At 58.5% G+C, this 12,850-nt stretch carries 14 protein-coding genes and 1 tRNA gene; 3 read left to right on the top strand and 12 right to left on the bottom strand.

Annotated elements, in window-relative coordinates; translation table 11 throughout:
* Positions 1 to 197 precede the first annotated feature (197 nt).
* The gene (locus tag A7J50_RS15260) at positions 198 to 1,391 is read left to right on the top strand and encodes an acyltransferase family protein (protein WP_064452559.1); all 1,194 of its coding nucleotides are present in this window, start codon (positions 198 to 200) and stop codon (positions 1,389 to 1,391) included.
* Between the two features lie 33 nt (positions 1,392 to 1,424).
* Here A7J50_RS15260 and A7J50_RS15255 read toward each other — a convergent pair whose 3' ends face one another.
* From A7J50_RS15255 to A7J50_RS15235, 4 genes are all read right to left on the bottom strand, one after another.
* Positions 1,425 to 2,111, bottom strand: a complete 687-nt coding sequence (locus A7J50_RS15255) for an SOS response-associated peptidase family protein (protein ID WP_064452558.1) — start codon at positions 2,109 to 2,111, stop codon at positions 1,425 to 1,427.
* 120 nt (positions 2,112 to 2,231) lie between these two features.
* Positions 2,232 to 2,708, bottom strand: a complete 477-nt coding sequence (locus A7J50_RS15250) for a YkgB family protein (protein WP_064452557.1) — start codon at positions 2,706 to 2,708, stop codon at positions 2,232 to 2,234.
* Between the two features lie 342 nt (positions 2,709 to 3,050).
* A tRNA-Leu gene (locus tag A7J50_RS15245) sits at positions 3,051 to 3,137 on the bottom strand.
* 402 nt (positions 3,138 to 3,539) lie between these two features.
* Positions 3,540 to 3,821 (bottom strand): hypothetical protein, encoded by a 282-nt coding sequence (locus A7J50_RS15235; protein WP_064452556.1) that lies wholly within the window; start codon positions 3,819 to 3,821, stop codon positions 3,540 to 3,542.
* A 183-nt stretch (positions 3,822 to 4,004) separates the two neighbouring features.
* On the opposite strand from A7J50_RS15235, the gene A7J50_RS15230 reads away from it, so the two are divergent.
* On the top strand, positions 4,005 to 4,463 hold the full coding sequence (locus tag A7J50_RS15230) for a GFA family protein (protein WP_064452555.1): 459 nt from the start codon (positions 4,005 to 4,007) through the stop codon (positions 4,461 to 4,463).
* 2 nt (positions 4,464 to 4,465) lie between these two features.
* On the opposite strand, the gene A7J50_RS15225 is transcribed toward A7J50_RS15230, so the two are convergent.
* A complete protein-coding gene (locus A7J50_RS15225) occupies positions 4,466 to 4,993 on the bottom strand; it encodes a DinB family protein (protein WP_064452554.1) in 528 nt (175 codons plus the stop codon).
* 122 nt (positions 4,994 to 5,115) lie between these two features.
* Between A7J50_RS15225 and A7J50_RS15220 the strand changes: the two genes are divergently transcribed.
* On the top strand, positions 5,116 to 5,808 hold the full coding sequence (locus A7J50_RS15220; RefSeq protein ID WP_064452553.1) for a DUF533 domain-containing protein: 693 nt from the start codon (positions 5,116 to 5,118) through the stop codon (positions 5,806 to 5,808).
* Here the strand turns inward: A7J50_RS15220 and A7J50_RS15215 are convergent.
* The 7 genes from A7J50_RS15215 to arsH form a co-directional block, all read right to left on the bottom strand.
* Entirely contained in the window at positions 5,805 to 6,626 is an 822-nt protein-coding gene (locus tag A7J50_RS15215) for a hypothetical protein (protein ID WP_064452552.1), read from the bottom strand. The genes A7J50_RS15220 and A7J50_RS15215 overlap by 4 nt on opposite strands.
* Positions 6,627 to 6,644: 18 nt before the next feature.
* Positions 6,645 to 6,992 carry a DUF2493 domain-containing protein gene (locus A7J50_RS15210; RefSeq protein WP_064452551.1) on the bottom strand — a complete coding sequence of 116 codons (348 nt, stop codon included), beginning with the start codon at positions 6,990 to 6,992 and terminating at the stop codon, positions 6,645 to 6,647.
* Positions 6,993 to 7,057: 65 nt separating this feature from the next.
* Complete coding sequence (gene mgtA, locus A7J50_RS15205; RefSeq protein ID WP_064452550.1) at positions 7,058 to 9,772, bottom strand: magnesium-translocating P-type ATPase; 2,715 nt, start codon at positions 9,770 to 9,772, stop codon at positions 7,058 to 7,060.
* Between the two features lie 235 nt (positions 9,773 to 10,007).
* Positions 10,008 to 10,316: a hypothetical protein gene (locus A7J50_RS31940; protein WP_082895896.1), complete on the bottom strand. Its 309-nt coding sequence runs from the start codon at positions 10,314 to 10,316 to the stop codon at positions 10,008 to 10,010.
* Between the two features lie 317 nt (positions 10,317 to 10,633).
* Positions 10,634 to 11,245 carry a LysE family transporter gene (locus tag A7J50_RS15200; protein WP_064452549.1) on the bottom strand — a complete coding sequence of 204 codons (612 nt, stop codon included), beginning with the start codon at positions 11,243 to 11,245 and terminating at the stop codon, positions 10,634 to 10,636.
* Positions 11,246 to 11,318: 73 nt separating this feature from the next.
* Positions 11,319 to 12,110 (bottom strand): AraC family transcriptional regulator, encoded by a 792-nt coding sequence (locus tag A7J50_RS15195; protein ID WP_064452548.1) that lies wholly within the window; start codon positions 12,108 to 12,110, stop codon positions 11,319 to 11,321.
* A 48-nt stretch (positions 12,111 to 12,158) separates the two neighbouring features.
* Positions 12,159 to 12,848, bottom strand: coding sequence for an arsenical resistance protein ArsH (arsH, locus tag A7J50_RS15190; protein WP_420492096.1), 690 nt, complete (start codon positions 12,846 to 12,848; stop codon positions 12,159 to 12,161).
* Positions 12,849 to 12,850: the final 2 nt, after the last annotated feature.

The raw sequence follows: 12,850 nt of genomic DNA, 5'->3' as shown, positions 1-12,850 counted from the left end.
GTTCTTGCGTCAGCCACTTGGTTTATTAGTCCGGCAGCCACCTGTTCAAAAGATGACGTCGGATATACGTAGCTTCAATGATTGTCAATGGAATAATTTGACAAAAGTAAGCCCGTGGCGCGAGCGTTCTTATAAAGAAGTACTATCTGCTTGGATGGGGGCATGTTAATGTGCCGCCAAAATCAAGGATGATTGCAATGGACGCATTATTAGTAATGCATGCTCCAGAAGTCTGGATGCTCATGCTGTTTATTTTTCCTTTCGTTTTCCTACCGATGTTTTTCCTGTCGAGGCGAGTGACATCGCTCGTTCCAGAAGGCCACGCCAACACAAAGTGGATTGACGGATTGCGCGGTGTGGCCGCCGCTTGTGTGGCTTTGAACCATGCCCCGTTTATCTTGGGCAGCCTGGTGATCATGCCAAAGGTCTTCTACATTTCGGCTGATGGCGCGTCGGCCCCCGTTCTTTTTGGCGCTTTGGGTGTACAGATTTTCTTCTGTATAACAGGATTGCTGTTCACTGGAAAAATCCTTTCCAATAAACCGATTGACTGGACTGACTTCTTTACAAAGCGCGTTCGTAGGATTGTTCCGGCTTATCTTGTTGCAGTCACTGTTGCGTTAATGGTTGCTGCCTGGTTTTCATGGCCGATTACTCAGGACATGGGTGCTATTGTCAGATCCCTTCCCGGTATCTATGCTTTCGGGTTGTTGCCGATACCTACTATAAACGGGTTTGATCTTGTAAAGTTGATAGGGGTAGCCTGGACGCTGGCGGTAGAGTGGCGTTTCTATCTTGTGCTTCCTCTTCTCTATATTGCCGCCAGGAAAAATAGAAACCTTACATTTGCACTGATTACAGCGTTTGCTGTTTCAGATCTATGCTTTAGCAATGCAAGCACGTGGTCATTTTTTATTCTTGGCGCTTTTTGCTCGTTAATAGCAACTAAGAAATTTAGTATTAATTTGCGTGTGGCTGCTGGACTGATAGCACTGGCTGCCGTCGCTTTTATCTTCTATCGCGCAGGAGAAAAGGCGGTTTACGGCCTGGAGCAGTGGATCTGCGTGTCAGTGCTTTTTGTGGGGCTAACCATTTCGCGCCCCGCGATACTGACGGTACGTACGCTGGTTGCCATGGGGAGTGTGAGCTACAGCTTTTACCTGCTCCACTGCATGATCCTGTTCCTTGTCTTCGGTATCACCCAGCATTATTTTATCGATGTTGGTTCCCTATCGATCGTAAGCTTTGCGCTCCTGGCGGGCGCAACACTGAGCCTGTCATCAATCATTGCTACCGCGTCTTACGTGTTTATCGAGCACCGGTATATGCACAAGCCGGCTTCAACACATAACGTGTCTCAACCAGCAGTCGTTCAGCCTGTAATGCCCTGATCATCACTGAAAGCGTCGGATTTTTAGTGCTCGCTATTGCCCGCGTATCGGCCGGATCAGTTCGGGCCCTTGTTTGCGCACGTTGCCCACGGCTGGGTCAACCTTGAACCACTCGAAAGCCTCGGCGGGTTCGCCCTGATACAGCACCATCTGCTCGGCGCGCGCCGTTGGCGTGGCCGGGTCGAGCCATTCGCGTGCGAGTTCCGGCGTCAGCACCACCGGCCGGCGGTCGTGAATGTCGACCATACCGCCAGCACTGTCGGCGGTGATAATCACGAAGCCGTCATGTTCGCTCGGACCTTCATCGGCATCCGGCAGTTGGCCAATGGACGCACACAGGACCGGGCAGCCATCCCGTCTACGGATCAGGTAAGGCTGTTTCTTCGGCCCACCTTCATCTACCCACTCAAACCAATTGTCGATAGGCGTAATTGCCCGGTGTGGCCAGATCGCCCGGAAGAACGGGCTGAGTGCGACCTTCTCGACGCGCACATTGATTGGCGTGGCGCGGTCCTTGGCCCAATGCGGCCTCCATCCCCATCGCACCGGATCGGCCAGCAGCAACTCGCCCTGGACGTGCAGCAGGGCTACCTGGGTTGTCGGGGCCACGTTGTAGTGCTCGATCGGCTGGTCACCCACGCTGCTCGCCAAAGCATTGGGCATGCCAAGCGCGGCAACGAATTCGTGAATGCCCCGGTACTGTGAAAGTCTTCCGCACATGGCCCAACCCTCAGTCGCTTTGAGCTTAGACAATCGTGGTCGGACGGGGCCTCATTTCATTTACGACTGCCGCTATTTCTTAGCGTGGTACTTACTCACGATGGCCAGTGTGGCATCAGGCTATTTGGCGCATGTGGTCAGTTGTTGCGCCGCGTTCTTGAGCAGCACCAACGAACCGGCCATCAACACCAGATCCTTGATCAGAAAAGAGCTGGCGCCGCCCATGGCCGGGAAGCCACCCGCCGAAGCCTCCCAGCCGCCCGGAGTAGTCAGGAGCAGACTGGCGGTTGTCAGATAGGTCACAGAGGAGGCGGCGGCGGCAATCAGCGCGATCCTTGGCGACCATGCACCGATGGCCAGGCCAAGGCCGATAGTCCATTCAGCGGTGCCTAGCGCATAACTTGCGCCCTGAGTGCCAAATACACCGTACATCCAGGAAAGAAGGGGGCTGTGACTGATCAGCGGAATCAATGCCTGGGCTTCGTAATCGAACCATTTTGTGTAGCCAAACATAAGGAATATCAAGACCAGCACCCAGCGCATGAACTCGACTTCAAACGGCTGGCGGAGAAAACGGGAATACATTGATGAAGGCATGGGATTTCCTATAGGTCAGTGAGCGTTGTAGACCTAGAGTTCGCTAACAGCGCTGCGTTACAGATTTTGTAAGCGTTTTGAAAAGAAATTATGAAAAGGGGGATTTTCGGCCGGCCAGCATGCCCACCAAACCTTAATGGGCATGCGCCGCGAAATGATTGGCCAGAGCTGGACCAGTAAGCTGGACCGTGGCCCGTCATGTGAGATATTCCAGCACCATGAAGATTTGGTGTTCGTTCGGCAGGACGCCGTGGAGGGACCGCTGCGAAGCGGGCTCTGGAATTTCGGAGCGGAAAAGATAAGGGCCTGCATGAAGTTCATCATGCAAGCCCTTGATATCTATGGTGCCCGAACCCGGAATCGAACCGGGACGCCCTTACGAGCGGGGGATTTTAAGTCCCATGCGTCTACCAGTTTCGCCATTCGGGCGGCAGCGCGGTGCAGCAGGGTTGGGAATATATAGACCCAAGCGTTTGGATGCAAGGTTGAAAGCTCGTTTCTTGCACTGATGCAAAGCTGAAAAAGCTTGTCAGATCAGTGATCTACACGGGTAGCCCGGCTTTATGGCGAGGTGTTTCGCACCTCACGTCTTGGCGATAAGTGACGCGCGCTTGATTCGCCGGCATCACAACGGGCTGGCCGTCGCAGCCAGCAACCGTTCAGCGATCCTGGCGTTTCAAGTGGATGATGTGGAGGCGCTTCTGCTTCAGGTCAGCAACGCGGGAGTGATGATGCCTGTGACGAAAATGCCTGGGGCAATACTTCCGCGCTGCTTCAGGATCCTGATGGGAACCTGGTGATTATCTTTTCAGCACCTGATGAGTCGAGCAATCAAACAAATGGCTGCCCGCTGAACCCGCGTGGCAAACGCTGCAATCCGGGCAGGTCGGTCAGGCGTTGTGTCCATGCACTGCGCCAGTCACTGGCGGTATGGGGCTTGGCTTTGCGCGCGGTGCGGCGGGCGGCATTGCGTTGGGTACGACGCGCTTCTTTGTAGGCGTCGGTATTACGGCAGGTACGGCATTTGACTCGGTTCAGCTCGGTGCTGGAAGGGAGGTCGGTGCCGTGGTGGCCGCAGGCCAAATGCCCGGCGACCTTGAAGTGAGTGACCATGTAAGCGTCTCCTTCTTATGGGGGAGCGCGCATCCCAAAAGCAGCGGTTGCGCGCAAGCGGGGCGGGGCAGTAACCCCGGCGCCTTATAGTTACGACCCCATGTGCGGCGCAGCGTTCGGTTTTGCCCTTACGCGGGTTTACGTTAGCCTGTCAGGCCAAAAAACATAAAAAAGGAATGAATGATGAGCGTCGAAAACCTGCCACTGGAAGGCAGTTGCCGCTGTAACCGGGTGCGTTTCAGCATCAGCCTGCCACCCGTTATCACCATGGCGTGCCACTGCAGCGGTTGCCAGAAAATGACCTCCAGCGCGTTCTCCCTCAGCGCACTGATTCCCGCGGCCGGCTTCACCGTCACCCAGGGCTGCCCGGTTATCGGCGGCTTGCACGGTGTGGACCGTCACTATTGCTGCCCGCATTGCATGAGTTGGCTGTTTACACGCCCCCATGGCATCGACGAGTTCGTCAACGTGCGTGCGACCTTGCTGGATAACGCCCGCGACTACGTGCCGTTCATGGAAACCTGGGCCTGTGAAAAACTGCCTTGGGCCGCCACGCCTGCCGTCGAAAGCTTTGCGCAATTGCCCGAGCCGCAAGACTTTCCGCGCTTGATGCAGGCCTACGCCGCGTTCAGCGCCGGCTGAAATCAGTCAATCAGTGCCAGCAGGTCCGTATCGCCGACATCCACACCCGCCTGGGTCAGCAGCGTCGTTGCCTGGCCCCGGTGGTGGGTCTGGTGATTGAAAAAATGCACGAGCAAGCTGAAGAACGGTTTGTCCGCCGCCATACCGCGCATGTTGTGGTAGTGCAGGCGATGATCCAGGTCGGGCTCGCGAAGGCTGTGTGCCCAATCAATGATCAGTTGATCCAGCCAGGCGCGACGGTCCGACAGTTCGCCAAGCGTGCCGAAGGCCACCTGCTTCAAATCCACAGGCATGGCCAGGCTACTTAGCGGCGCCAGGGCCGCAAAGCCTGCCGGGTGCTGTGCAAACCGCTTGAGCCAGACCGTATCGCCTAATGTCAGGTGGTTCAGCGTGCCAAGGATCGAGCCGAAAAATGCGTGTCGGTCCGCCGCCAGCTGCGTTTCTGTCAGCGTGCTCGCGGCGTCATACACCTTACGGTTCATCCACTGGTTGTAGTTGGCCATCAACGCAATGTGCTCGATGCGGTTCACAGGTGTGCTCTCTTGGCGGGATGACCCCATCATAAAGCGTGCCCGCCCGGCGGTCATGGTGTTCCCGCCGGAGCGGTCTATGGTTGATGAACGCCACTACTACGCTCCGGGAGAGCAACACGATGAACACCAGCGATCTACTCGAACAACTGCTACGCGCCGGGCAGTCAGGCGGCACCTCCTCAGGCGGCGGCCTGGGTGGGCTGTTGGGTGGCTTATTGAAAGGTAACAACACCGGCAATGCCCCGGCGGGCGGTGGTCTAGGTGGGTTGCTCGGCGGGCTTGGCGGTTTGTTGGGCGGTGCGCCCGCCAGCGGTACGACGCAAGCACGTGCCGGTGGGATGAACTACGCAGCGCTGGCATCCCTGGGGATGGCGGCTTTTCAGGCATACCAGGCTTGGCAGCGCCAACAGGCAACCGCCCCGCAGCAAGCCTTCCAGACGGTCGACCAACTTCAAGGCCCGGAAGCCGAGGCCCACAGCCATGCGCTATTACGAGCCCTGATCGCCGCAGCCAAGGCGGATGGCAAGATCGACGATCAGGAACAACAGATGATTTCTGCCGAGATCGGCCGCCATACCGACGACCCGCAGTTGCAACAGTGGCTCGACGCCGAAGTCGCCAAGCCACTGAGTGCAGCCGATTTTGCCGAGTATGCCCATGACCCCGCGCTGGCGTCGGAGATCTACCTGGCCAGCGTAATGCTGGTCAATGATCAGCAGGCCGCGGAGCGCACCTACCTGGACGAACTGGCGGGGCAGTTGCAACTTGACCCACAGTTGCAACTGCACCTGGAGCAGCAGGCCAAACCTTAGAAGCGCACGGTCGCGCCGGTGGTCAACCACTGGTTGCGGTCCCCGGTCAGGCTTTGCCCGACGACCACGTCCACGTCGACCAGCTTGCCAACATGGAACCGCGGCCCGGCCTGCCAGGCCTGGTCGCCGCCTTCCTGGCCATAGCGCTCACCGATCAGCGTCAGTGCATCCGCCACCTGATACTCGAAGCCGGTGCCCCAGGTCAGGCGATGGTTTTGCTCGCCGCCGTTATAGGCATGTGTCCAGCCACCGTTGAGGTTCAGGCGCAGTGCTTGAATGGGTTGCCAGGTCAACGGCACATTCAAGTCCGCACCGTCGAACGCATGTTGGCGGTCCAGCGCAAAATGGCTGGTGGCAGACACTGCTATCTGCAGCCCCAAGTCTTCTTGTGACCACACCTGCGCCTTCACTTGCGGGCTGACCTGGGTCTCGGCATCGCCTGCATTGCTGGCGCGCGACAGTGCAGCGCTCCATTGCACATAGGGCAGTGCGCTGAACGTGCAGGCCGGGTTCAGGGTTTGGCTATGGATGTTGCCCTGGTGGCGATCGGCTGTGTACCAGGCGTCAACATTGCATTCGCCCGGCTCGTTAACCGCACCGTCGTCGACTACATAGGCGCCGCCGGCCGCCTGGGCTTTCGAGAACAGGGCGGTCAGCAAAATAAGGCCCAGGGTTGTGCCAATAAAGATCAGGTTACGTTGCAGCGCGCGGCGCTTGGCCGGTGGCAACAGCAACAGGGTCTGGCGGGCTCCGCGGTAATGACGCGCGCGATATTTGGCAAACCCGTCCGCGTGTTGAGGGGTGTGTTTTTTGTGCATGGTGCACCTCGCTTGAATTCAGCTTTCTACGGTCAGCACCGAAATGCCGCTGGTTTTGGCTTGGCAGACCAACTCCGATGTGTCGTCACCACCTGGCAGGGCGATGATCACGTCGGGCCGGCTGTCGGTCAGCATGAAATGGTTGCGCTGGCGTTCCGCCTGCTTGCCATGGCGTTGCCAATTGGGCGGGTAGCGCACCACATCGATGCCGATTTCCCGCGCCCATTCCTCGATGTCACTGCCCAGGAATTGGTTGCCGCCGTGAATCAATACCTGCACGGGGCGCAGGCGGTGGTAAGCGTCCAGCACTTGGCGGGACTTTTTGGTGTCGGCGTAATGACGACCTGCACAGATCAAGACGCGCATAGGGAGTGTCCTTGTGTTGCACGGTGGCGGCCGGGCGACCGCCACCGTTTAAACGGCGGGGGTGATCAGTACCACTGCTTGAAGCGGCGGATGTAGATCGTCTTCATCAGTTGGGCGACGCAGCAGTAGGCGAGCAGGGTGCCGACCAACCATGGGAAGTACGCCAGCGGCAACGGCTCCAGGCCCACCAGGGTGCCCAGCGGCGAGAACGGCACGTAGATCCCCAGCCCGATGACGATGGCGGTCATCATCAACACCGGCCAGGCGGCCGTGCTCTGGAAGAACGGGATCTTGCGTGTACGCAACATGTGCACGACCAGGGTTTGCGAGAGCAGCCCCTCGATAAACCAGCCGGACTGGAACAGGGTCTGCATTTCCACGCTGTTGGCGGAGAACACGTACCACATCAATGCAAAGGTGGTGATGTCGAAGATCGACGAGGTCGGCCCGATCCAGATCATGAAGCGGCCGATGTTTTTCGCATCCCACTTGCGCGGTTTGGCCAGGTATTCCTTGTCCATCTTGTCCCATGGCAAGGCCAGCTGGGAGATGTCGTACATCAGGTTTTGCAGCAGCAGATGGATCGCCAGCATCGGCATGAACGGGATAAACGCACTGGCGACCAACACCGAGAACACATTGCCGAAGTTCGAGCTGGCCGTCATGTTCAGGTACTTCATGATGTTGCCGAAGGTTTCGCGGCCCTTGAGCACGCCTTCTTCCAGCACCATCAGGCTCTTTTCCAACAGGATGATGTCGGCGGATTCCTTGGCGATATCAGTGCCGCTGTCCACCGAAATGCCCACATCGGCATCACGCAGCGCCGGTGCATCGTTGATGCCGTCGCCGAGGAAGCCCACGGTGTGGCCGTTGGCTTGCAACGCTTTGAGTACCCGGGATTTCTGCAGCGGCGTGAGCTTGGCAAACACTGTGCGCTCTTCCACGCGGCGCAGCAGGGTTGCGTCATCCATCGCTTCGATTTCCACACCCAGCAGCGGCTGGCCAGGCTCGAGGCCGACCTGACGGCAGATCTTGCTGGTGACCACCGCGTTGTCGCCGGTCAGCACTTTTACCGCTACGCCGATTTGTTGCAGTGCGGCAATCGCCGGGCCTGCGGTTTCCTTCGGTGGATCAAGGAATGTCAGGAAGCCCTGGATCACCAGATTGCGTTCATCGGCCGTGGTGTACTGCTGGCGCGCCAGTGCTTTCGGGATGTTGCGGGTGGCGACGACCAGTACACGGAAACGATCTTCGTTGTAATCGTTCGCCAGCGTCAGCAACTCTTCACGGCGGCGCTCATCCAGCGGGACGGCATCGCCACCTTCCATGACGTGCGTGGAAATGCTCAGCATCTCTTCCACCGCGCCCTTGCACACCAGCAACTGGTCGCCGGCGGCATCCTTGACCACGATCGACAGGCGACGGCGTACAAAGTCGAACGGCAGTTCATCGACTTTGCTGTAGGCAAACGGCACCTGGAACTTCGGGTTCTGTTCCGAGAACTGCACCACGGCCTGGTCCATCAGGTTTTTCATGCCGCTCTGGTGAAAGCTGTTGAGCCAGGCCAGGGACAGCACTGCATCATCACGTTGGCCAAAGGCGTTGACGTGATGCTCGAGGATGATCTTGTCCTGGGTCAGGGTGCCGGTCTTGTCGGTGCACAGCACGTCCATTGAGCCGAAGTTCTGAATCGCGTTGAGGCGCTTGACCACGACTTTGCGCTTGGCCATGGCGTTGGCGCCTTTGGCCAGGTTGGCGCTGACGATCATCGGCAGCATCTCAGGGGTCAGGCCAACGGCGACCGCCAGTGCAAACAGGAACGCATCGCCCCAGTCACCTTTGGAGAAGCCATTGAGGAAGAACACGATCGGCACCATCACCAGCATGAAACGGATCAGCAGCCAGCTGACGCTGTTCACACCACGATCGAAAGCGGTTTGCACCCGCGAGCCGACAATCGCTTTGGCCAGGGAGCCAAAGTAGGTGCGTGGGCCGGTGGCGACTACTACGGCTTTGGCGCGACCACTGACGACGTTGGTGCCCATGAAGCAGATGTTCGGCAGGTCCAGCAGGTTGCCTTGGTCGGCCGCTGCCGGTATCGCGGACTTTTGCGTGACGTCGCCGAGGGTGTCGTACTTCTCGACCGGCAACGCTTCGCCGGTCAGCACGGCCTGGCTGATAAACAGGTCGCGGGACTCTATCAAGCGGATGTCGGCCGGGATCATGTCGCCGGCGGAAAGCTGCACGATGTCGCCCGCCACCAGGTCGCGCATCGGTACTTCACGCAGGGTCGGCTGGGCGCCGACTTGCTCACGACGCAGCACCGTGGCCGTGGTGCGCACCATGGCTTTCAGGGCTTCGGCGGATTTGGCCGAGCGGTGCTCCTGCCAGAAACGCAGCAGGCTGCTGAGCAAGACCATGAGCATGATGATGATGACTTTGGTCAGGTCGACTTCTTCACCGGCCTGCAGCGGCAACCAGTAGTCAGTGACAAAGCTGATGCCGGCCAATGTCAGCAGTACGTAGATGAACGGGTTGTTCAGTGCCTGCAGGAACTGGACGATGGCGTGAGGCGGCTTGTCATGGGCCACTTCGTTGTAGCCTTCGCGTTGCAGACGCGCCGAGGCGTCCAGTTCGGTTAAACCATCCTGGGTGGCTCGCACATTGGCAAGGGTGGCCGATAGGCCGTTCTGGGCTTCACGGGCGGCACGCATCGACAGTTTGGTGTCGGTAGCGGTGCCATTTTTCTTGTGCAGAGGCGTGTTTTTTACGGCGCTCATTGTCTGTACTACTGTCGCCAATTCTCGACAAAACATACCCGGTACTTACCTGAATACAGGCGAGCGAAAGCATGCCGAGCCGCGGACTTCGCGATCGGTTTAAATAAGGTGTCTACATAACTTCTAGTGTGCCCGCCAAGCGCGCGTTAATTAACTAACGCGCAGCGGGCTACTACTGGACGTGTTCATAAAGAACTCCAGAACATCAATTAGAAAGTTGCTGTTTCCAGCCGGGTTAAGCGGCGCGAGTGCTCACGTAAAGTCCGAGCATCAGGCCAGCGTGTGCCAGTCTGGAAACCTTCGGTCTCTGCGGGTCTTGAGGGTCGGCGTGATCCCATTGCTGCAGCAATTGGCCGCTGGCAGGGCAGACACGCCAATGCGCCAGCGGGGGAGCCGGGCGCGCTTGGTCTTTACTTGCTTGGGGGAAGGGTGCAGCAAAGGCTGCGCGAGTAGGCGAAAAGCCTACGGGCTCGCGGCACAGCTTGGCGCGCAAGGCTGCGGCCAGCGTACGAACATCAGGTAAAGCAATGAGTTGGAAGGTCATAACACACCTCGGGACCGGACGAGCGACCGGTGAGGCAGTTACGGTGGAGCATCAAGCTCTAGCGCAGCTTACCGGACCTGGAAGGCGAGTCCTGTCATATTCTGGGTTTGGCGCCCGATGCCCGCAATAGCGGTGCTCGGACAGCGACTAGATACTGTGTCCATTGGCTTCTTTTGTGAGGTTTAAAAAAGGCCCCAGTTGTGGGCAGGGGCAATCTACTCAGACGGTTACAAAATGTCAACGCATGATTAATTAAAATACCCTGTGTTCAGAGTTCATTCAGATTAGCCGCGGCGGAAGTTACGCACTATATAACTTCATATGCCATGTGCCGCCAGTACGGCCAGATAGATCAATACCCCACCACACGTGCCATAACTGATGCGCTGCCACAACGCTGATGCGTTCTTGCGCAGCAGGTTGACCAGCGCGGCAATCAGAAAGCATGACAGCACCGACGCGAGCATGAACCCTGCAAAAAACATCAGGGTTTGCCCGTGGCTGGGCGTGGCGCCGACGATGCCGGACAAAGCGCTGCCCAGCGCACCCCAGTAAATAATGTTCTTCGGGTTAGCCAGGGAAATGGCCGCCCCCACCGCCAGCGCATTGCGCCCGGAACTGGCCGGTGCGTGACTGGGTTCGGGCAAATGCCAGGCATCGATCAGGCTGCGCACGCCCAGCCAGGCCAGGTACAGCGCGCACACGATGGTCAGCGGCACGCGCACTGCATCATGTTGAATCAGCAGGGCGATGCCGGTGAGGCCGATCACCGCCCACACCGCATCGCCCACCAGTGAGCCGATCTGCACCAGCAGGGCCGGCGTAAAGCCGTGGAGCAAGCCACGGCGCAATGTCTCTGCCAGCACCGCACCGGGAGAAAGGCAAAACACAAACCCGAATACCAGCGCGTAAAAAAAGATCGTCAACATGCCCGCTTTCCTTCAAAAGAGGCGGGCAGTGTGGTGTCTGTCGAGGCAGGCGTCTTGAACCAGATTGCGCTGTTCAGCGTTTCAACACGCTTTGATAGCGGCCAGGGGTGATGCCATAGGCGGCGCGGAAGTGTCGATTGAGGTGGCTTTGGTCGGCAAAGCCCAGGCCATGGGCGACGTCACTGGCCGAGATGCCGTTGCGCAACAGTCCTTTGGCGCGGCAGGTACGCAGTTGCATGGCCCACTGCCTGGGGCTCATACCGGTTTCTTTTTGAAAGACACGCAACAGATGGAATTTGGACAGTCCCAATTCATTGCCCAGCTCGTCCAGGGGCAGTGACTGATGCAGGTGCGAGGCAAGCAATTCCTGGGCGCGACCGATCATGCGGTTGCCGGTGTTGGTGCTGCCAGGCAAGCGTACACCGCTGACGCCGACCACTTCTCCCAACCGTAACACCAGGGCTTCCTCATTGAATTCACGGACCCACGTATCGTTGCTCAAGGCGCCTTTCACGGCCGCGGCCACCCGTTGCGCGAGGTCAGGTTGAAAGCAGAGCGAGCGATCAAATTCGAGGTGCGACAGCCCCAGGTCAGCTGCCAGTTGATCCGCGGTGACGTACAGGCTGACAAAGTGCCAAGGTGCTCCCTCAGCCGCGCCGCCGCCCTGGATCTGACCCGGGTTGTACAAGGTGATGGTGCCCGGCCCGGCCTCGAACTCCCGGCGATCGAGCCAGACTTTTTCCTCACCGACAAGGTTGACGCCGATCACGCACTCATCATGGCTGTGACGGGCAAAGGTCAGGCCGGTGCAGGTGGTGCTGCTGACTTCGTAGTTGCCCAGCCAGGCGTGTTGAATGGCGCTCATCATTCAGCTCGGGAAGCGGTTTGCTTGAGCATACGCTGGCAGGGTCGATCAAATCGACCGTTGGTTGACCCGCTGCGACAGCTCATCAGCGCTTTCCTTGCGCTCCGAGTAACGGTCTACCAGGTCCGGGCGGTCGCGCAGTAACAAGGTGAACTTCACCAGTTCTTCCATCACATCGACGACGCGGTCGTAAAGCGCCGACGGTTTCATGCGGTCCTGGTCGTCGAACTCCATGAATGCTTTGGGCACCGAGGATTGATTGGGGATGGTGAACATGCGCATCCAACGTCCGAGCACGCGCAGTTGATTGACGGTGTTGAAAGATTGCGAGCCGCCCGACACTTGCATCACCGCCAAGGTCTTGCCCTGGGTGGGCCGCACGGCACCCAACGCCAGCGGCACCCAGTCAAGTTGCGCCTTGAACACTGCCGACATCGAGCCGTGACGTTCGGGGGAGCACCAGACCTGGCCTTCGGACCATTGCATCAGGTCCAACAGCTCCTGGACTTTGGGGTGATCGTTAGGTGCATCATCAGGCAGAGGCAGCCCGGACGGGTTGAAAATCCGAGTGTCGGCACCGAAGTGGCATAACAGGCGCGCGGCTTCCTCCACCAGCAAACGGCTGAACGACCGCGGCCGGGTGGAGCCGTAAAGCAACAGGATGCGCGGCGGGTGAGTCGGCCCGGTATGCAAGGGTGTTGACAGGGTTGTGTCGAGGTTAGGCAGCATAGTCATCAGGT

Origin of the sequence: Pseudomonas antarctica (assembly GCF_001647715.1) — a bacterium.
Taxonomy (GTDB): domain Bacteria; phylum Pseudomonadota; class Gammaproteobacteria; order Pseudomonadales; family Pseudomonadaceae; genus Aquipseudomonas; species Aquipseudomonas antarctica_A.
This window is presented reverse-complemented; position numbering and strand designations above follow the sequence as displayed.

Bases quoted from the DNA above. Each gene is read 5' to 3' on its own strand.
- A7J50_RS15260 (WP_064452559.1), top strand. From the start codon at position 198: ATGGACGCATTATTAGTAATGCATGCTCCAGAAGTCTGGATGCTCATG.
- A7J50_RS15255 (WP_064452558.1), bottom strand. From the start codon at position 2,111: ATGTGCGGAAGACTTTCACAGTACCGGGGCATTCACGAATTCGTTGCC.
- A7J50_RS15250 (WP_064452557.1), bottom strand. From the start codon at position 2,708: ATGCCTTCATCAATGTATTCCCGTTTTCTCCGCCAGCCGTTTGAAGTC.
- A7J50_RS15235 (WP_064452556.1), bottom strand. From the start codon at position 3,821: ATGGTCACTCACTTCAAGGTCGCCGGGCATTTGGCCTGCGGCCACCAC.
- A7J50_RS15230 (WP_064452555.1), top strand. From the start codon at position 4,005: ATGAGCGTCGAAAACCTGCCACTGGAAGGCAGTTGCCGCTGTAACCGG.
- A7J50_RS15220 (WP_064452553.1), top strand. From the start codon at position 5,116: ATGAACACCAGCGATCTACTCGAACAACTGCTACGCGCCGGGCAGTCA.
- A7J50_RS15215 (WP_064452552.1), bottom strand. From the start codon at position 6,626: ATGCACAAAAAACACACCCCTCAACACGCGGACGGGTTTGCCAAATAT.
- A7J50_RS15210 (WP_064452551.1), bottom strand. From the start codon at position 6,992: ATGCGCGTCTTGATCTGTGCAGGTCGTCATTACGCCGACACCAAAAAG.
- mgtA (WP_064452550.1), bottom strand. From the start codon at position 9,772: ATGAGCGCCGTAAAAAACACGCCTCTGCACAAGAAAAATGGCACCGCT.
- A7J50_RS31940 (WP_082895896.1), bottom strand. From the start codon at position 10,316: ATGACCTTCCAACTCATTGCTTTACCTGATGTTCGTACGCTGGCCGCA.
- A7J50_RS15200 (WP_064452549.1), bottom strand. From the start codon at position 11,245: ATGTTGACGATCTTTTTTTACGCGCTGGTATTCGGGTTTGTGTTTTGC.
- A7J50_RS15195 (WP_064452548.1), bottom strand. From the start codon at position 12,110: ATGAGCGCCATTCAACACGCCTGGCTGGGCAACTACGAAGTCAGCAGC.